The sequence below is a fragment of the Streptomyces sp. NPDC098781 genome, assembly GCF_044759995.1.
GTDB lineage: Bacteria > Actinomycetota > Actinomycetes > Streptomycetales > Streptomycetaceae > Streptomyces.
In genome coordinates this window covers 703,627-722,521 of sequence record NZ_JBIWAK010000003.1, presented here as the reverse complement: position 1 = coordinate 722,521, position 18,895 = coordinate 703,627, and the positions used below count along the sequence as shown (strand labels likewise).

Annotated in this window: 14 protein-coding genes; 6 read left to right on the top strand and 8 right to left on the bottom strand. The window is 70.8% G+C overall.

What is annotated here, in order from left to right:
* Positions 1-121 precede the first annotated feature (121 nt).
* Together ACIQWG_RS14980 and ACIQWG_RS14975 are read right to left on the bottom strand one after the other, a co-directional pair.
* Entirely contained in the window at positions 122-1,432 is a 1,311-nt protein-coding gene (locus ACIQWG_RS14980; RefSeq protein ID WP_404094973.1) for an FtsX-like permease family protein, read from the bottom strand.
* Positions 1,433-1,435: 3 nt separating this feature from the next.
* Positions 1,436-2,257: an ABC transporter ATP-binding protein gene (locus ACIQWG_RS14975; protein WP_404094971.1), complete on the bottom strand. Its 822-nt coding sequence runs from the start codon at positions 2,255-2,257 to the stop codon at positions 1,436-1,438.
* 164 nt (positions 2,258-2,421) lie between these two features.
* Between ACIQWG_RS14975 and ACIQWG_RS14970 the strand changes: the two genes are divergently transcribed.
* From ACIQWG_RS14970 to ACIQWG_RS14960, 3 genes are all read left to right on the top strand, one after another.
* Positions 2,422-3,012 carry a hypothetical protein gene (locus ACIQWG_RS14970; RefSeq protein ID WP_404094969.1) on the top strand — a complete coding sequence of 197 codons (591 nt, stop codon included), beginning with the start codon at positions 2,422-2,424 and terminating at the stop codon, positions 3,010-3,012.
* 92 nt (positions 3,013-3,104) lie between these two features.
* Positions 3,105-4,034: a hypothetical protein gene (locus tag ACIQWG_RS14965; RefSeq protein WP_404094966.1), complete on the top strand. Its 930-nt coding sequence runs from the start codon at positions 3,105-3,107 to the stop codon at positions 4,032-4,034.
* Between the two features lie 169 nt (positions 4,035-4,203).
* Positions 4,204-7,323: a family 78 glycoside hydrolase catalytic domain gene (locus ACIQWG_RS14960; RefSeq protein WP_404094964.1), complete on the top strand. Its 3,120-nt coding sequence runs from the start codon at positions 4,204-4,206 to the stop codon at positions 7,321-7,323.
* On the opposite strand, the gene ACIQWG_RS14955 is transcribed toward ACIQWG_RS14960, so the two are convergent.
* From ACIQWG_RS14955 to rhaI, 6 genes are all read right to left on the bottom strand, one after another.
* Entirely contained in the window at positions 7,296-7,964 is a 669-nt protein-coding gene (locus ACIQWG_RS14955; protein WP_404094962.1) for a lactate utilization protein C, read from the bottom strand. The genes ACIQWG_RS14960 and ACIQWG_RS14955 overlap by 28 nt on opposite strands.
* Complete coding sequence (locus ACIQWG_RS14950; RefSeq protein WP_404094959.1) at positions 7,961-9,439, bottom strand: LutB/LldF family L-lactate oxidation iron-sulfur protein; 1,479 nt, start codon at positions 9,437-9,439, stop codon at positions 7,961-7,963. The genes ACIQWG_RS14955 and ACIQWG_RS14950 overlap by 4 nt, the downstream gene beginning before the upstream one ends.
* Positions 9,436-10,191, bottom strand: coding sequence for a (Fe-S)-binding protein (locus ACIQWG_RS14945; RefSeq protein ID WP_404094956.1), 756 nt, complete (start codon positions 10,189-10,191; stop codon positions 9,436-9,438). Before ACIQWG_RS14945 ends, ACIQWG_RS14950 begins: the two co-directional genes overlap by 4 nt.
* 71 nt (positions 10,192-10,262) lie before the next feature.
* Positions 10,263-11,711 (bottom strand): rhamnulokinase family protein, encoded by a 1,449-nt coding sequence (locus ACIQWG_RS14940; RefSeq protein ID WP_404094953.1) that lies wholly within the window; start codon positions 11,709-11,711, stop codon positions 10,263-10,265.
* Positions 11,708-13,747, bottom strand: coding sequence for a bifunctional aldolase/short-chain dehydrogenase (locus tag ACIQWG_RS14935; RefSeq protein ID WP_404094952.1), 2,040 nt, complete (start codon positions 13,745-13,747; stop codon positions 11,708-11,710). Before ACIQWG_RS14935 ends, ACIQWG_RS14940 begins: the two co-directional genes overlap by 4 nt.
* Before the next feature lie 155 nt (positions 13,748-13,902).
* Positions 13,903-15,063, bottom strand: coding sequence for an L-rhamnose isomerase (gene rhaI, locus ACIQWG_RS14930; protein ID WP_404094949.1), 1,161 nt, complete (start codon positions 15,061-15,063; stop codon positions 13,903-13,905).
* A 283-nt stretch (positions 15,064-15,346) separates the two neighbouring features.
* On the opposite strand from rhaI, the gene ACIQWG_RS14925 reads away from it, so the two are divergent.
* From ACIQWG_RS14925 to ACIQWG_RS14915, 3 genes are read left to right on the top strand one after another with little or no spacing between them, the layout of a single operon-like run.
* Complete coding sequence (locus ACIQWG_RS14925) at positions 15,347-16,864, top strand: sugar ABC transporter ATP-binding protein (RefSeq protein ID WP_404094948.1); 1,518 nt, start codon at positions 15,347-15,349, stop codon at positions 16,862-16,864.
* Positions 16,861-17,901, top strand: a complete 1,041-nt coding sequence (locus tag ACIQWG_RS14920) for an ABC transporter permease (RefSeq protein ID WP_404094945.1) — start codon at positions 16,861-16,863, stop codon at positions 17,899-17,901. Before ACIQWG_RS14925 ends, ACIQWG_RS14920 begins: the two co-directional genes overlap by 4 nt.
* On the top strand, positions 17,894-18,886 hold the full coding sequence (locus tag ACIQWG_RS14915; RefSeq protein ID WP_404094943.1) for an ABC transporter permease: 993 nt from the start codon (positions 17,894-17,896) through the stop codon (positions 18,884-18,886). Before ACIQWG_RS14920 ends, ACIQWG_RS14915 begins: the two co-directional genes overlap by 8 nt.
* Positions 18,887-18,895: the final 9 nt, after the last annotated feature.

Here is an 18,895-nt window from a genome sequence, read left to right as displayed (position 1 = left end):
GCCCGACTCACCAGGCCACCCCGACCGCCGCACCGCCGACCCGACTCACCACGCCACCGCGATGGCCCCACCTCCTGCCCGACTCACCAGGCCACCCCGACCGCCCCACCGCCGACCCGGCTCACGACGCCACCGCGACCGCCCCCACCGCCGGCCGTCGCAGCATCCGCCGTGCCGTGGCCAAGCTCGTGCCCAGGGTCACCGTCGCCGCGACCGTGACGACCGTCGCCGCGATGCCGTAGACCTCACCCGGGAGTACTCCGTCGCTGCGGACCACCGTGAAGGGGACGATCCCCGCCAGTGCGGCCAGCATGCCGAAGAGGGCGCCGGTGACTGTCAGCACCAGGCTCTCGACGGCCACCGTCCCGAGCACCTGGCCCGGGGTCGCCCCGGCCAGGCGCTGCTGTCCGAACTCCCGGGCGCGGTAACTGGTGGCCGCGTACAGCGAGTTGACCAGCATCACGCAGACGAAGACGACGATGATGCCGACGACCGTGAAGTTCAGGGTCTCCAGCGTCTTGTCGTCGACCGACTTGGTGATGCCCAGGGCCTCGACGGTGTCGCTCTCCACCGCCTGCATGGTGAGGGTGGCCGTGGCCACCGCCGTGAACAGGATCAGCGACATCAGGATCCCGGCCAGATGACCGGCGCGCTGCCGCAGATTCCGTACCGCCAGCCAGCCGCTCGCTCCGTTCAGCGGCAGCCGGTCCAGCACCCCCTCCAGCAGCCGCGGCGACATCAGCGCGAAGCCTACCGACAGCAGGATCGCCCCGTAGGCCGGCGGCGCCATGAGGGCCGCGTCCGACGCCGAGAACACGAAGGTGGAGGTGACGGAGACCGCACCGGTGAGGAGGGCACCGTACGTCAGGAACCTGCGTGCCCCACCGCGTCGGCGGTTCCCGCGCGTCGCACGCCGTACGGCGAGGAAGGCGGCGCCGGCCGAGGCTAGCAGCGTGATGTCGAAGCCCGTGAGGAGCGCGATCGGGCCGAAGGAGTGGCCGACCGATTCGGCGACCTGCCCGCTGTCCTGGAACACCTCCAGCAGGGCCCGCCCGCCGAGCAGCGCCGGGCCCGTCGCCAGGGCCGCGCCCACCAGGGCGACCACCACCGCCTCACCGACGACCATCCGCTTCAACTGTGCCGGAGTCGCCCCCGAGCAGCGCAGCAGCTCCAACTCCGCGGCGCGCTGACGGACGTTGACCGTCAGGGTCGAGGCGACGGCGAAGAACACCAGCAGGGTGCCGTAGCCGCCGACGACGCCCGCCGCGGTGGACAGCGTCTCCGCGCTGATGGCGTCGACGCCGTCCTGCCCCGCCGTGTCGTGCAGCGAGTTGAACGTCATGATGATCGCCGCACCCAGGAACGCGGACAGCAGTGTCGCGAGGAACCGCCCGGGGCGGTGTCGGATCGACCGCATGGCCAGCATGAACATCGCTCACACCCCCGCTGCCACGTCGTCGCCCAGATGTGCCAGCCGCTCGGCCACCGCGTCCGGGGTCGGCGCGTCCATCCGCCCCGCCAGCCGACCGTCCGCGAGGAACTGCACCGAGTCCGCGTAGGAGGCGGCCACCGGGTCGTGCGTCACCATCACCACGGTCCGGCCGTGCACCCGCACCGCCTCCTGGAGCAGCCGCAGCACCTCACGCGCGCTACGTGTGTCCAGGGCCCCCGTCGGCTCGTCCGCGAAGATCACCCGGGGTTCGGTCACGAGCGCCCGCGCGATGGCCACCCGCTGCCGCTGGCCGCCGGACAGCTGGTCCGGGCGGTGCCCGAGCCGGTCGCCGAGGCCCACGGACGCCAGGACCTCCCGCGCCCGCCCACGGTCGACACGCTGCCCGGCGAGCTTCAGCGGCAGCACCGTGTTCTGCGCGACGGTCAGCGTCTCCAGCAGGTTGTACTGCTGGAACACGAACCCGATCCGACCTCGCCGGAACCTCGTCAGCTCCGCCTCGCCGCCCCCGGTCAGCTCGGTGCCGTCCACCCGCACGATGCCGCTGTCCGGCCGGTCGAGCCCGGCCGCGCAGTGCAGCAGCGTGCTCTTGCCGGACCCCGACGGCCCCATCACCGCGGTGAAGCTGCCGCGACCCAGGCCGAGCGTGATCCCGTCCAGCGCGGTCACGGCAGTGCCGTGCGCACCATAGGACTTCGTTACCTTGACCAGCCGGAGCGCCTCGGCGGCGGGTCCCTTGTCGTGTGTACGCCGCGAGCCTGCTCGATTGTCGTGCGTACGCCGCGAGGCTGCTCGGAACATCGTCATCACCCCTCCGTCCGGCACTCCCTGTGCCCTGCCGACGAAGCTACGGAGCCGCAGCCGGGACCACATTGGGCGCAGAACCCCTATCGCCGGGTGTACTTGGCGACACCCCCGGCGGGGGCCGGCAGCCGGAGGCGATGTCAGTGGCGGGCGGTACCTTCCGAGACATGGGGATCTATCTGGTGAGTGTCGGTGCGCGGGAGTGGTTCGGCGACGGCGAGGAGGGACGCGGGGACGTCGCCGCCGGGCTGAACGAGGAGTTGGAACGGCGTGGGCTCGCGCCGTACACGAGCGTCCCCGAGGAGGCGGAGGTCGTGCGCGGTTCCGGGACCGCCTTCGAGGAGAAGCTCGCCCCCGCGATGGACGGCTTCGTGGCGCTGTGCCGGGCGCACCTGTCGAGAGCGGAGGAGGAACTGCTCCTCGGCTGGACGGTGCTGGTGCCGGTCTCGCTCGACGCGACGGTCGAGTTGCCGGTCGAGTCCGCCTACGACGTGACGACGACCGTCGCCGGTGCCCCACAGGTGCTCGCCCTCGCGGAGCGGCTGGCGGCGGCCGTGGAGCTGCCGTGCGACGCGCTGCCGGCGACGTCGGACAACCTGGAGCTGACGATGTGGTTCCTGGAAGGCGCGGCGAAGCGGACCGCGGCGGTGCGGTCGGGACCGTGGAGCGAGGACCTCGACCGGGCCTTCTACGTCGCGGTGTATCTGCGCGCCGCGCAGCACTCGATACGACGCGGCTGCCCGATCGTCCATTCCTGACGGGCGACGCCGTTCGGCCTCCGGAATCGGTTACCGGACTGGTGCCTTGGGAGACTTCCCCGCGAGGGCCCGGGGCCGGTACTGGTTGGCCCATGACGGAAAACGGGGGAGGCCGCCGGACCTGGTGGCGGGGCATGCGGGAGTCGGTCCAGGGGGCGGACACCGAGCTGTGGCCCGAGGGCCTGATGGAGATCGTGCCGGACGGATTCGACCGTGACTATGTGCAGTTCGGCGAGCTGTATCCGGAACAGCAGCTTCAGTTACAGCTCCTGTACGGCGCCTCGCAGCGTGCCTTCGAGCGCCGGACGCGGGTCTCGGCCCGGGTCACCGTGGTGCGGGTGCTGGGGAACGCGCTGAGCGACGCACGGCTGCGTGAGGCGAAGCCGAACGAGCATCTGACGGAGTATCTCGACCAGGAGATCGCCGACCTGAGAGGCCGGCTCGCGCAGGACAGCGCGACCGCGGTCAGCCGCGGCCTCAACCTCGGGCTCGCCATGGGGTCGGCCGCCGGACTGGCGCTGCTGATCGTGCCGTTACTCTGGGGTGTCGGTCTGCTCGGCGCCCTGGGCGTGACGCTGAACTGCACCAACCGCTGGAGCCTGCTGGGCGCGGTGGTGTGCGGCGGAGTGGGCGCGTTCGGGGCGGTGCTCAGCGTGCTGGTGCGGCTGCGGGGGAGTGCCGACCAGTTGGCGCGCAGACAGACCAACGGGCGGGAGGGCATCGTCGTGCCCGGCCAGATGGCCCGCAGTATGCGCCACGAGGGCGTGTACCGGGTGTTCGTCGGCTGGATCCTCGCCCTCGCCGTCTACTTCCTGCTCAGCGGAGGCATCGTCACGGTCTTCGATCCGCCGGCCACCACGACCGAGATCTGCCCGGCCGCGGGGCGTGCGGGGTCGGACTCCGCGGGCACCGAGTTCTGGGGCTTCTGGTGCGCCATCGGCTTCGTGGCGGGCTTCAACGAGCGGTGGGCCTTCGGCATCCTGAGCCGCGACTCGACGAAACGGCCGAGCAAGAGCGGCTGATTCCGCTTTTGAACGGTTTCAATTCCCCTTCTGTCATTGGGGAGTTCTGTTGGAAACTGCACGCTATTCGTCCTGATCCAACCATGGACACCTCTCACTTCTGCCACTAGCTTCACCAGTCGTTCGAGCTGAATCGTTACAACTCCGAGCAGCCGAAAGGGACTACGGCATGAACGACGGAGTCGACAGCACGAAGGGCCGAGGGGTGCGCCGCAGGACCGTGCTCACCACGGCACTGAGCGCGGCGCCACTGGCCGTGGCGGGCGGGATCATCGGCGGCGGACCAGCGACCGCCGCCTCCGTCCCGCATCGCGCGGCGGTCGAGGGCCTCACGGTCGAGCACAGAACGAACCCCCTCGGCGTGGACGCCGAACGCCCGAGGTTCGGCTGGCGCACGGCCTCCCCGGTGCGCGGCCGCCGCCAGTCGGCGTACCGCATCCTGGTGGCCACCGCCCCCGACCGCCTGACCCCCACCCGGGCCGACGTCTGGAACAGCGGCCGCGTCACCTCACCGGACTCGGTCGCCGTGCGCTACGCAGGTCCCGCCCTGCGCCCCGCCACCCGCTACCACTGGACGGTGACGGTCTGGGACGAGACCGGCCACGCCGTCCCCGCCGCCCCCACAGCCCATTTCGAGACCGGCCTGCTCAGCACCGACGGAGTCGCCGGCTGGGACGGCGCCCAGTGGATCAGCATGGCGGGCAAGCAGCCCAACACGCCCGGCGCCCCGCTGCTGCGCCGACAAGTGGACCTGACGAAACGTCAAGTACGTGACGCCCGGCTCTACATCACTGCCCTCGGCGTGTACGACGCCTACGTCAACGGCCATCGCGTCGCCCTGCCGCACGGCGACGGGACCACCCACGAGCTGCTGACCCCGGGCTGGACCAACTACGACAGCACCGTCAACTACTTCACCTACGACGTCACGGACCTGGTCGCGGGGGAGCGACGGCAGGGGCAGGTCACCCTGGCCGCCGTGCTCGGCAACGGCTGGTACAACGGCCGTGTCTCCGAGAACAGCGCTTACCGCTCGGCCGACGGCAATCGCCTCGCCCTCAAGGCGAAGCTCCTGATCCGCTACGCCGACGGATCCGAGCAGACGGTCGTCACCGCGGCCGGCGACGACTGGAAGGCCACCGACTCCGGCCCCTACCGGGCCGACGACATCTACGACGGCCAGACCTACGACGCCCGCCAGGAACTCCCGGGCTGGACGGCGAACGGATTCGACGCCTCCGGCTGGTCGGCCGTGACCGAGCACGACCACTCGACCAGGTTCCCGGACGCGAAACTGGTCGCCTACCCCGGCGACAGCGCCCGCCTGATGCCCGAGTGGGACCGCCGACCGCACTCCGTCACCGTCTACACGGGTGTGTCGGGCCGGTCCGGCAGCCCCAACGGCAAGGGCCGCGTCGTCATCGACCCCGTCCGCACGATCACCGACCCGGCCACCGCCGCCACCGCCCCCGTGACCCTGCGCCCCGGCGACACGGCCGTGATCGACCTCGGCCAGAACATGGTCGGCGTCCCCCGCTACACCCTGCGCGGCCCGGCGGGCACCCAAGTCGTCCTCAAGCCCGGCGAGATGCTCAACGACGACAGCGAGGGCGCCGACGGCCCCGTCGGCTCGGTGTACCGCGCCAACCTGCGCGCCGCCAAGGCCACCAGTACCTACATCCTCAAGGGCGACCCCGACGGCGAGACCCACCAGGACTCGCTGACCTTCTACGGCTTCCGCTACGTCTCCGTCACCGCGACCGAGACCGTCACCCTCACCCGGTTCACCGGCCGGGTCGCGACCTCCGCCCTGCGCGACACCGGCACCATCACGACCGACGACACCGACGTCAACCAGCTGATCAGCAACGTCCGTTGGGGCCAGCGCGGCAACTACCTCTGGGTCCCCACCGACTGCCCGCAGCGCGACGAACGCCTCGGCTGGACCGGCGACACCCAGCTCTTCTCGGGCACCGGCCTCTACAACACCGACGCCGTCAACTTCCTCAGCCACTTCGAGGACATCCTGATCGACTCCCAGAAGACCTACGGACAGGACGGCGGGCAGTTCACCTGGGTGGCCCCCGGCAACCGCTACAACCAGCCCGTCCCGGCGAGCGGTTGGGCCGACTGCGGAGTCGTCGTGCCGTGGACGGTGTGGCAGATGTCCGGCGACACCACCGTCATCGAGCGCGGCTGGGCCGCCATGAAGAAGTACATGGACTGGATCCGCGCACGCACCGGCGACACCTACGCCGGGCAGGGCGCGATCTTCGGCGACTGGCTGGCCTTCCAGGACACCAGCACCCAGCTCATCAGCGACGTCTACTACGGCTACAGCGCCCGCCTGATGGCGGACATGGCCCGCGCCACCGGCCGCACCGCCGAGACCGGCGCCTACGAGGACCTCTTCGCCCACATCAAGCGGGCGTTCGTCTCCAAGTACCTGGCCACCGACGCCCAGGGCCGGGTGACCGTCCGCTCCAGCCTCGGCGACGCCCCGCCGACGGGCGGAAAGACCGAGGACAACAGCCAGACCGCCCTGCTGTGGGTCCTCAAACTCGGCTTCTACGACACCGAGGCCCAGCGCCGCCAACTGGTCGAGCTGCTCGCCGCGAACATCGGCAACGACGAGGCCTACAAGGAGGCCCACCCCGACAGCACCCGTGTGAAGTACGCCGAGAACACCCTCTCCGTCGGCTTCCTCGGCGTGAACGTCCTCGCCCCCGTGCTCACCGCCGAGGGCCGCGTCGACCTCGCGTACCGGCTGCTCCACCAGGACGCCATGCCGTCCTGGCTGTTCTCGGTGCGCAACGGCGCCACCACCATCTGGGAGCGCTGGAACTCGTACTCGAAGGAGGACGGCTTCGGTCCGGTCGACATGAACTCCTTCAACCACTACTCCTACGGCGCGATCATGGAGTGGATGTACGAGAGCATGGCCGGCATCGCCAGGGACCCGGCCCACCCGGGCTTCCGGCACTTCTTCCTGCGGCCCCATCTCGATCCGACCGGCAAGGTGACGCGGGTGCGGGGCGCGCATCTCTCCCCGTACGGCGAGATCGTCAGTGAGTGGCGGCAGGAGGACCGGAAGCTGACGTACCGGGCCGAGGTGCCCGCCAACAGCTCCGCGACCCTCGCCGTCCCCACCGCCGATCCGGCCACCGTCCGCGAGGGCCGGACGCCCCTGTCCGAGGTCGAGGGCGTCGAGTACCTGGGCTTCGCGGACGGCGTCGCCTCCTACCGGCTGCCGTCCGGCCGTTACGCGGTGACGTCCGCGCTCGACTGACCGCCCACCAGCACCACCTCCAGGGTGCGCGGACCGTGCACCCCCTCGACCCGGTCCAGCTCGATGTCGCTGGTCGCCGACGGACCGGAGATCCACGTCAACGGGCGGGCCGGGTCGAGGCGTTCGAGGGCCTGTGGGACGGACGACACGACCTGGTCCGGGACCCGTACGACACAGATGTGGTGGTCGGGGACGAGGGTGATACGGCGGCGGCCCTGGTCGGGGGAGGCGTCCAGGACGATGGTGCCGGTCTCGGCGATGGCGAGTGCGCAGCCGGTGACCACGCTCTCGACCTTGTCCAGTTCGTGGGGCGTGCTCACGGCACGGTCGTGCACCCGGGTGGGATCGGCGGCCGACATCCAGGCCGGTGGCAGCTCAGGGGGTACGAGCACGTACTGGGGCCCTCGCTGGGCGAGCAGCCGCATGATGAGGTACGGCAGCTCCTCCTCGTCGGTGCGATGCACGATCGCCCGGTAGTCCGCCAGATTCTCGGCCAGCAGTTCGACCGTCTCCGCGACACCGCGCGCCCCGTGCTCACGCAGATAGTCACGCGAAACCGCCTGCTCGTACGGCGTGTCGTCGCGCGGCACGTCGGCGAGGGCGCGCCGCACCCGGCCCAGGACCCGTTCCCTGCTGCTCACTTGGCGCCGTCCTTTCCACCGTTCGTGCGCTGCCACCAGTCCCGGAACGGTTCCGCCGGCACCTCGGGAAGATCGCGGCTGCCGCTCCATGCCTTGCCGGGGCCGGGCAGCGACCGGGGATGCAGGCGCCGGGTGCGCGAGGCGAGCCGTTGCCCGGCGCGCAGGGCGCCCGGACGGCTGAACGCCCAGCGCGCCGCCCGCATCGCGGCCCGCTCGGCGGCATGTCCCTTCGCGGGCTTCAGCACCACCTTGTTGCCGTCCGTGGTCACCGGGCCGCCCTCGACGACCCGCTCCCGAAGGTGCACCAGCACCTCGGGGATGTCGATGGCGACGGGACACACCTCGTAGCAGGCGCCGCACAGCGACGAGGCGTACGGCAGTGAGGCGTCGATCTCGCTGGTCACACCCCTCAGTTGAGGGCTGAGGATCGCGCCGATGGGGCCCGGGTAGACCGAGCCGTACGCGTGTCCGCCGGCCCGCTCGTACACCGGGCACACATTGAGACACGCCGAGCACCGGATGCAGCGCAGGGCCTGCCGGCCGACCTCGTCGGCGAGGGTGTCGGTACGGCCGTTGTCGAGCAGGACCAGATGGAAGGAGCGCGGCCCGTCGCCGTCCGTCGTACCGGTCCACATGGTCGTGTACGGGTTCATGCGCTCGGCGGTGGAGGAGCGGGGGAGGGTCTGGAGGAACACCTCCAGGTCCCGCCAGGTCGGCAGGATCTTCTCGATGCCGACGACCGAGATCAGCGTCTCGGGCAGGGTCAGGCACATCCGCCCGTTGCCCTCGGACTCCACGACCACCAGGGTGCCGGTCTCGGCGACCATGAAGTTGGCGCCGGAGATGCCGACCTTGGCGCGCAGGAACTTCTCGCGCAGGTGCAGCCGCGCGGCCTCGGCGAGTTCGGCGGGCGTGTCCGTCAGACCCTCGGGCGCCGGTCGGCCCCACTCGCCCATCTCGCTCCGGAAGATGTCGCGGATCTCGCCCCGGTTGCGATGGATGGCCGGGACCAGGATGTGCGAGGGGCGGTCCTTGCCCAACTGCACGATCAGCTCGGCCAGATCGGTCTCGTAGGCGCGGATGCCCTCCGCCTCCAGGGCCTCGTTGAGCCCGATCTCCTGCGTGGCCATCGACTTGACCTTGACGACCTCCGACTCACCGGTCGCCTTGACGAGATCGGCCACGATCCGGTTCGCCTCGTCGGCGTCGGCGGCCCAGTGGACCGTGCCGCCCGCCGCGGTGACCGACTCCTCCAACTGCACGAGATACCGGTCGAGATGACGCAGCGTATGGTCCTTGATCCGCTTGCCCGCCTCGCGCAGCGCCGCCCAGTCGTCGACCTCCGCGACGGCCTTCGCCCGCTTGGCGCGGATGGTGTGCGTGGCGTGCCGCAGATTGCCCCGCAGGGTCGCGTCGTGCACGGCCTCGTGCGCCGCCTCGGGAAAGGCCGGCATCCCCAGATACGTCCCGCTCATACGGCCGGCTCCTCCTCCGTGCTCGCCAGGATCTCCGCGATGTGCACGGGCCGCATCCCCGTCCGCAGCCGGGTCATGGTCCCGCCGATGTGCATCAGACAGGAGTTGTCCGCCGCGCACAGCACCTCCGCGCCCGTCGACTCGGCGTTGCGCACCTTGTCCGCACCCATCGCCGCCGAGACATCGGAGTTCTTCAGCGCGAAGGTCCCGCCGAACCCGCAGCACTCGTCGGCCCCGGGCAACTCGGCCAACTCCAGCCCCTTGACGGCCTCCAGCAGCCGCCGCGGCCGGTCGCCGAGCCCCAGTCCGCGCAGGCCGTGACAGGTGGGGTGATAGGTGACCCGGTGCGGGTAGTACGCCCCGACGTCCGTCACGCCGAGCACGTCCACCAGGAACTCCGTCAGCTCGTACGTCTTCGGCACCACGGGCGCCAGCGTCGCGGCGAGGGTGTCCCCGCGCCCCTCGGCCCGCGCCCGCTCACCCATCCGCGGATACAGCTCCCGCACCATCGCCCCGCACGACCCGGACGGCGTGACGATCGCCTCGTACCCCCCGAAGACATCGGAGAAATGCCGGGCCAGCGGCTCGGCCTCATGGCGATAGCCGGTGTTGTAGTGCGCCTGCCCGCAACAGGTCTGGTCCATCGGGAAGTCGACCTCGACGCCCAGCCTGGTCAGCAGCTTCACCACGGCACGCCCGGTGTCCGGATAGAGCGTGTCGTTGACACAGGTCAGGAACAGGGCGACACGCATCGCGGCTCCTTGTGATCGATCATCCGATGAGTGCAGGGTAATGCGGCCGCGCGGACTGGGGGAGACCCCGCTCACACCCCGGCGAGCCGGGCCTCGGCCGCACGCCAGACCTCCGCGTTCCCTCGCGGCTCGTACCGGGTCAGCTGCTGTGTACGGGTGAGCAGGCGCCGCCCGTCGGCGAGATCGCCGGCCTGCCCGTGGGCCCGCGCCTGGACGAGGACGTTCCCGAGAGCGGCGGCCTCGGCCGGACCGGCCACCACCGGCAGCCCGCAGGCGTCGGCGGTCAGCCGGCAGAGCAGGGCGTTGCGCGCGCCGCCCCCGACGACATGCACGACGTCCACCGGATGGTCGGCCAGCGCCTGCGCCTCGCGGACGGCACGGCGGTGGGCGAGGGCGAGCGAGTCCAGGATGCAGCGCGTGATCTCGGCCGGTGAGGCGGGCACCGGCTGCCCCGAGGCGCGGCACGCCTCGGCGATCCGCTCCGGCATCCGCCCCGGCGCCAGGAACGCCGCGTCCCCGGCGTCCACGACCGACCGCAGCGCCGGCACCGCGCCCGCCGCGCTCAGCAGCGGGTCCAACTCCGGCTCGCCCCAGGCCCGTAGGCACTCCTGGAGCAGCCACAGCCCCATGATGTTCCGCAGATACCGGACCGTGCCGTCCAGCCCCAGCTCGTTGGTGAAGTTGGCGGCCCGGCTCTCCTCGGTGAGCACGGGGGCGCCCAGTTCCAGGCCGACCAGCGACCAGGTGCCGGTGCAGATGTAGGCGAAGCGCTCGCCCTCGGCCGGAACGGCGGCGACCGCCGAGGCGGTGTCGTGCGACCCGACCGCCGTCACCGGCACCGGCCCGGCGAGCCCGGTCTCCGCCAGCACCTCGTCCCGCAGCAGCCCCGCCGGATCGCCCGGCCGGCGCAGGGGAGCGAACAAGCCCAGGTCGATGCCCAGCCGGGAGGCGATGTCGTACGACCAGTCACGCGTGCGGGGGTCGATGAGCTGGGTGGTGGAGGCGTTGGTGAGCTCGGTGCCCTGCTCGCCCGTGAGCCAGTACGTCATCAGGTCGGGGATGAGCAGCAGCCGCTCGGCGTGGGCCAGTTGGGCGGTCTCGCGGGCCGCGGTCAACTGGTACAGCGTGTTGAAGGGCGCGTACTGCAACCCGGTCGCGGCATACAGCTCCCGCGCGGGGACGGTCGCCCACACCTTCTCGGCCACGCCCTCCGTCCGGGCATCCCGGTAGTGCACGGGATTCCCCAGCAGCGCCCCGTCGCCGTCCAGCAGCCCGTAGTCCACGGCCCAGCTGTCGATACCGACGGAGTCGACCCGCCCGGCCGCCCGCAGTCCCTCCAGCACCCCGGCGTACAGCCCGAGCACATCCCAGCGCAGCCCCTCGGGCACCCGCACCGGCCGGTTGGCGAACCGGTGCGCCTCGGTGAGCTCCAGCCGGTCGGGGCCGACGCGGCCGACCATGACCCGCCCGCTGGACGCGCCGAGGTCGACCGCGGCGTACGACTTCACGCCCGTGCTCATCGCAGGAAGGCGGCGGCGACGCCGGCGTCCACCGGGATGTGCAGGCCGGTGGTGTGCGTCAGGTCCCCGCCGGTCAGGGCGAAGACGGCGTTCGCGACATGCTCGGGCAGTACCTCCCGCTTGAGGATGGTCCGCTGGGCGTAGAACTCACCCAGCTTCGCCTCCTCGACCCCGTACACGGCGGCGCGCTGGGCACCCCAGCCACCGGCGAAGATGCCCGACCCGCGCACCACACCGTCCGGGTTGATCCCGTTGACCCGGATGCCGTGCTCGCCCAGCTCGGCGGCCAGCAGCCGTACCTGATGGGCCTGGTCCGCCTTGGTGGCGCCGTACGCGATGTTGTTGGGACCGGCGAACACGCCGTTCTTGGAGGCGATGTAGACGATGTCGCCGCCGAGCCCCTGCGCGATCATCACGCGCGCGGCCTCCCGTGACACGAGGAACGAGCCGCGCGCCATGATGTCGTGCTGGAGGTCCCAGTCCCTGGCCGAAGTCTCCAGCAGCGGCTTGGAGATGGAGATCCCGGCGTTGTTGATGACGAGGTCGACCCCGCCGAACGCCAGCACGGCCGCCCGGAACGCGTCGGCGATCTGCTCCTCCGACGTGACGTCCACGGTCACCGCGACGGCCTTGTCGGGACCGCCCAGTTCCTCGGCCACGGCCTGCGCGTTCTCGGTGTCGAGATCCGCCACCACGACACACGCGCCCTCGGCGACCAGCCGATGCACGATGGCCCGGCCGATCCCGCTGCCCGCCCCGGTCACCAGCGCGATCCGGGTCGCGAGCGGCTTGGGCCTCGGCATCCGCTGGAGCTTGGCCTCTTCGAGCGCCCAGTACTCGATGCGGAACTTCTCGGATTCCTCGATGGGCGCGTACGTGGAGACGGCCTCGGCGCCCCGCATCACGTTGATGGCGTTGACATAGAACTCACCGGCCACCCGGGCGGTCTGCTTGTCCTTGCCGAAGCTGAACATACCGACACCCGGCACCAGCACGATCGCCGGGTCGGCGCCCCGCATGGCGGGGGAGTCGGGCAGGGCGTGCCGCCGGTAGTAGGCGGCGTACTCCTCGCGGTACTCGGCGTGCAGTTCGGTCAGCCGCGCGACGGCCTCCTCCACCGGAGCGGTCGCCGGCACGTCGAGCACCAGCGGGCGCACCTTGGTCCGCAGGAAGTGGTCGGGGCACGACGTGCCCAGGGCGGCGAGCCGCGGATGCTCGGCACGGGCCAGGAAGTCCAGCACGACCTCGGAGTCGTCGAAATGCCCGACCTGGGCCTTGTCCTGCGACGCCACGGCACGCACATAAGGCGCCAGCGCCGCGGCCCGCTCCCGACGCTCGGCCTCGGGCAGTGCCGCGTACCCCTCGAGGACGGGTCCGAAGGGCTCGGCCCTGCCGCGCTCCGCCAGGAACTCCTCGGCGGTGCGGATGATGTGCAGCGAGTTGCGCTCGCACTCCTCGGAGGTGTCACCCCAGGCGGTGATCCCGTGCCCGCCGAGCACGCACCCGACGGCCTGCGGGTTGGCCTCCTTGACGGCCGCGATGTCGAGTCCGAGCTGGAACCCGGGGCGCCGCCAGGGCACCCACACCACGGTGTCCCCGAAACACTCGGCGGTCAGCTTCTCACCGTCGGCGGCACAGGCGAGCGCGATCCCGGAGTCCGGGTGCAGATGGTCGACGTGCGCTGCCTCGACGAGCCCGTGCATGGCCGTGTCGATGGAGGGGGCGGCCCCGCCCTTGCCGTGCAGGCAGTAGTCGAACGCGGCGACCATCTCGTCCTCGCGCTCGACACCGGGGTAGACCTCGACCAGCGCGCGCATCCGGTCCAGCCGCAGCGCGGCCAGCCCGGCCTCGGTGAGCGTCCCGAGGTCACCACCGGACCCCTTGACCCACATCAGCTCGACGTCACCTCCGGTGACGGGGTCGGTGCCGGTGCCCTTGGCGGAGGCGTTGCCGCCGGCGTAGTTGGTGTTGCGGGGGTCGGAGCCGAGCCGGTGGGAGCGGGCGAGCAGGGCGGCGGCTTCGGGATGGGGAGCCATGTGGTCTCAGTCCTTCGGAAGATGAGTTCGGTGACAGGCGCCCTCAGGGGCGCGGAAGCGGTCAGGCGCGAAGCGCCGATTCCCACGGGCGCGGTGAACTGCGCGACCAGCCACAGACGGTCCGCAGTCCGAGGACAACCGATCTGGGCGGACGCCTACGCCCCCCACCCGGCCTGCTGCCCCCCGACTCGCTCGGCCACGATCTTCTCGGCCCACCCGGACCGGGCGTACGCGGACATCGGGTCGGCGTCGAGACCCATCTCCTCCCGCACCTCGGCGAGAAGCGGCCGCACATCCGTGTTGTACGCGTCCATCAGCACGGCATTCGCGTCCAGCACGTCCCCGGCGGCCTGCGCCGCGGCCAACGCCCCCCGGTCGACGAGCAGCGCCTTCGCCGTGGCCTCCTGCACGTTCATCACCGACCGGATGATCGCCGGAATCTTCGCCTCGATGTTGTGGCACTGGTCGAGCATGAAGGCCACGTCGGAGGTGAACCCACCCCCACGCACGACCTCGTACATGATCCGGAACAGCTGGAAGGGATCCGCCGCCCCCACCATCAGGTCGTCGTCCGCGTAGAAGCGCGAGTTGAAGTCGAACCCGCCGAGCTTTTCTTCCCGCAGCAGCGTCGCGACGATGAACTCGATGTTGGTCCCCGGCGCGTGATGTCCCGTGTCGACGACGACCTGCGCCTTCGGCCCGAGCTTCAGACAGTGCGCGTACGCCGTCCCCCAGTCCGGCACGTCCGTCGTGTAGAAGGCCGGCTCGAAGAACTTGTACTCCAGCAGCATCCGCTGCCCGTCCCCGAGCCGCTCGTACACCTCGGCCAGCCCCTGAGCCAGCCGGTCCTGCCGCGCCCGGATGTCGTCCTGCCCGGGGTAGTTGGTCCCGTCCGCGAACCACAGCTTCAGATCGGCGGAACCCGTCGCGTCCATGATGTCGACGCACTCCAGCAGATGATCAAGAGCCTTGCGGCGCACCACCGCGTCGGGATGACAGATGCTGCCCAGCCGGTAGTCGTCGTCCTGGAAGGTGTTGGAGTTGATCGCCCCCAGCCGCACACCGCGCTCCTCGGCGAACTTCGCCAGCGCCGCGTAGTCGTCGACCGTGTCCCAGGGGATGTGCAGCGCGACGGTCGGTGCGACGCCGGTGAACTCGTGCACCTTCGCGGCGTCCTCCACCTTCTCCCGCGGTGTCCGTGGAACACCCCGCTGGGCGAAGACCTTGAAGCGCGTCCCCGAGTTCGCGTACGCCCACGACGGCGTTTCGACGGCCTGGGTCTTGAGTGCGGCCTTCACCGCGGCGAGCTCGGTCACTTCGGGGCTCCTGTGACGTCGGGACGGAAGACGGACGGTGGACGTCTGAAACGCTTCACTGTGAAACGATTCAAGACCGGAACGTAGGGGCCTCCCGAAGGGGTGTCAAGCCCCATGACCAAGGCTGTTGCTTGTGACTCCGCCGTGACCTTCGTTCATCGAAAGTTTTTCGACACGGACCCATTGACGCGACATCGGCTCCGTGTCTAACGTCCCGGCAACCGAGTTGAAACCTTTCACGACGCCGAGAGGCCCGTCCCGCCGGCGTCGTCGAGGAGCCCCCATGACCCACCCGTCCACCACGGGTCCGGCCCCGGTTCTGGCGCTCAGGGACGTCTCCAAGTCCTTCGGCGCGGTCCGCGCCCTGCGGGACGTCTCCCTGGAGCTGTTCCCCGGTGAGGTGCACGCCCTCGCCGGCGAGAACGGCGCGGGCAAGTCGACCCTGATCAAGACGCTCGCCGGCGTGCACCGGCCCGACACGGGCCAGGTGCTGCTCGACGGCGCGCCCGTCGTCTTCCACGGCCCCGGCGACGCCCGCGACGCCGGCATCGCCGTGATCTACCAGGAGCCGACCCTCTTCCCCGACCTGTCGATCGCCGAGAACATCTTCATGGGCCGTCAGCCGCGGCGTGCCCTCGGCCGGATCGACCACAAGGCCACGCACGCCGCCACCCTGGCCCTGATGACCCGGCTCGGCGTCGAACTCGACCCCGACCGCCCCGCGCGCGGCCTGTCCATCGCCGACCAGCAGATCGTCGAGATCGCCAAGGCGCTCTCCTTCGACGCCCGCGTCCTGATCATGGACGAGCCGACCGCCGCCCTCACCGGCAGCGAGGTGGCCCGTCTCTTCGGCGTCGTACGCACCCTGCGTGAACAGGGCGCCGCCGTCCTGTTCATCTCCCACCGGCTGGAGGAGATCTTCCGGATCTGCGGGCGGGTCACCACCCTGCGCGACGGCGCCTGGATCGCCACCGAGCCGCTGGACGGCATGACCGAGGACGACCTCGTGCGCCGGATGGTCGGCCGCGACCTCGACGAGCTCTACCCCAAGCAGGACGTGCGGCCGGGTGAAGTCGCCCTGAGCGTACGCCGGTTGACCCGCGAGGGCGTCTTCACCGACGTCTCGTTCGACGTGCGGCGCGGTGAGATCGTCGGCCTCGCGGGGCTCGTCGGCGCGGGCCGCACCGAGATCGCGCGAGCCGTGTTCGGCATCGACCGCCGGGACGCGGGCGAGGTCCTCGTCGACGGCAAGGCCCTGACCAACGGCGCTCCGTCCACGGCGATGGCCGGCGGACTCGCCCTGGTCCCCGAGGACCGGCGCGCGCAGGGCCTGGTGATGGACATGTCCATCGAGCGCAACATCGGCCTGACGGGTCTTCGTACGACCGTCAGGGCGGGGCTGATGGACCGCGGCGCCGAACGCAGCCGGTCCCTCGACTGGGCCGTCAAGCTCCAGGTCAAGTACGCGCGGATAGCCGACACGGTCAACACCCTGTCCGGCGGCAACCAGCAGAAGGTCGTCCTCGCCAAGTGGCTGGCCACCGGCCCCAAGGTGCTGATCGTCGACGAGCCCACCCGGGGCATCGACGTCGGGACGAAGGCCGAAGTGCACCGGCTGCTCGGCGAGTTGGCGGCCGACGGGGTGGCCGTCCTGATGATCTCCTCCGACCTGCCCGAGATCCTCGGCATGGCCGACCGCGTGCTCGTGATGCACGAGGGCCGCCTCACCGCAGAGATCCCGCGTTCCGAAGCCACCGAGGAAACCGTGATGGCCGCAGCCACCGGGAGGGCCGCCGCATGACGGTCGTCACTCCCAAAGAGGCAACCGTGACCGACGTACCCAAGTCCAGCGGCACCCGCCTGGTCGACCGCGTCTTCAAGATGCGCGAACTCGCCATCCTGGCCGTCTTCCTGGTGATGATCGTCGTCACCCAGCTGGGCAACAGCGAGTTCCTCACCGAGCAGGGCATCAAGGACCTCCTCCTGAACGCGACGATCCTCGTCCTGGTCGCCACCGGCCAGTCCCTGGTCGTGATCACGAGGAACGTCGATCTGTCGGTCGGCTCCACGCTCGGGATCAGCGCCTTCGCGGCCGGCACCTATCTCCAGGGCGGCGGCAACTCCGCCGTGGCCCTACTTCTGGCCGTGTTGACGGGCATCGGCTTCGGCCTGCTGAACGGCCTGCTCGTCAGCCTCGGCCAGGTGCCTGCCCTCGTCGTCACCCTCGGCACGCTCTACATCATCCGCGGCATCGACTCCATCTGGGTCGGGTCCCGCCAGATCACCGCCGCCGACCTCCCGGACGGGTTCGTCGACTTCGGCTCCGGCGGCCTGTCCGCGGTGCCGTGGCTGGCGTTGATCGCCCTCGCCGTGCTGGTGGCCACGGCGTACTACCTCAAGCACTACGGCAGCGGACGCGAGCTGTACGCCCTCGGCTCCAACCCGGAGGCCGCCCGTCTCGCCGGCATCCCCGTCCGTAAGCGGATCCTCGCCGCGTACACCTTCTGCGGTGCTCTCGCCGGCCTCGCGGGCGCCCTGTACCTGGCCCGGTTCGGCAACGTCGACTCGGGCACCGGCAACGGCTACGAACTCACCGTCGTCAGCGCGGTCGTGGTCGGCGGTGTCGTCTTCACCGGCGGCTCCGGCAGCGTCTACGGCGCCGCGCTCGGCGCGCTGCTGCTGACCTCCATCAACAGCGTGCTGCCCGCCCTCGGCGTCAGCTCCGTCTGGGTGCTCGCCATCAACGGCATCCTGCTCATCCTCGCCATCGCCGTGGACCGCGTGGTCGCCCTGCGCGTGGCGTCCGCCCTGAAGAAGAGGAACGCCCGCCATGGCTGACTTCTCGCTCGCGCGCGCCGTTCGCTGGGACACGGTGGTCGGTGCCCTCCTCATCGTCGTTCTGCTGCTGTCCTTCGGCTTCGTCGACGGCTTCGGCAACGCGCTCAACCTGTCCTTCCTGATCGGCAACACGCTGCCCATCGCGCTGATCGCCCTTCCCATGACGCTGCTCGTGGTCTCGGGCGAGATCGATCTGTCGGTCGCCTCCACGGCCGGGCTGTCGGGTGCCGTCATGGGCGCGCTGTGGAACCAGGGCATGACCATCGAGACGATCATTCCGCTGTGTCTGCTGCTCGGTGCGGTGTGCGGACTGATCAACGGGCTGCTGGTGACCCGGCTGGGGCTGCCCTCGCTCGCCGTCACCATCGGAACGCTCGCCGCGTACCGGGGCATCGCGCAGATCGTGCTCGGGTCGGACGCGGTGACGGACTTCCCGTCCCAGTACCTGGATTTCGCGGCCGGCCGGATCGGCGACACGTTCGTCCCGTACGCCTTCCTGCCCTTCCTCGTGCTGCTGGCCGTCGCCGTGGTCGCGCTGCACGCCACGCCGTTCGGGCGGTCGCTGTTCGCCGTCGGGGCGAGCGAGGAGGCGGCGCGGTTCGCCGGGGTCCGGGTGAAGCGGCAGAAGCTGATCCTGTTCACGGTGACGGGGCTGATGGCCTCCCTGACCGGGATCTTCTGGGCGCTGCACTACGCCAGCGCACGCTATGACAACGCCACCGGGCTCGAACTCTCGGTCGTGGCCGCCGTGTTGCTCGGTGGGATCGACTTCGACGGCGGCAAGGGCACCCTGGGCGGCGCCGTCGCCGGAGTGTTCCTGCTGGGGGCGTTGCAGAACGTGATGAGCCTCCAGGACGTCTCCGCCCAGTCGCAGATCGTCGTCACCGGCGTCCTACTCGTCCTCTCCGTGCTCGGCCCCCGGGTCGCGCGCCAGATCTCCGTAGCGAGGACGGGCCGTAGAGCCGCCTCGACTTCGACCCCGTAACTCAGCCCT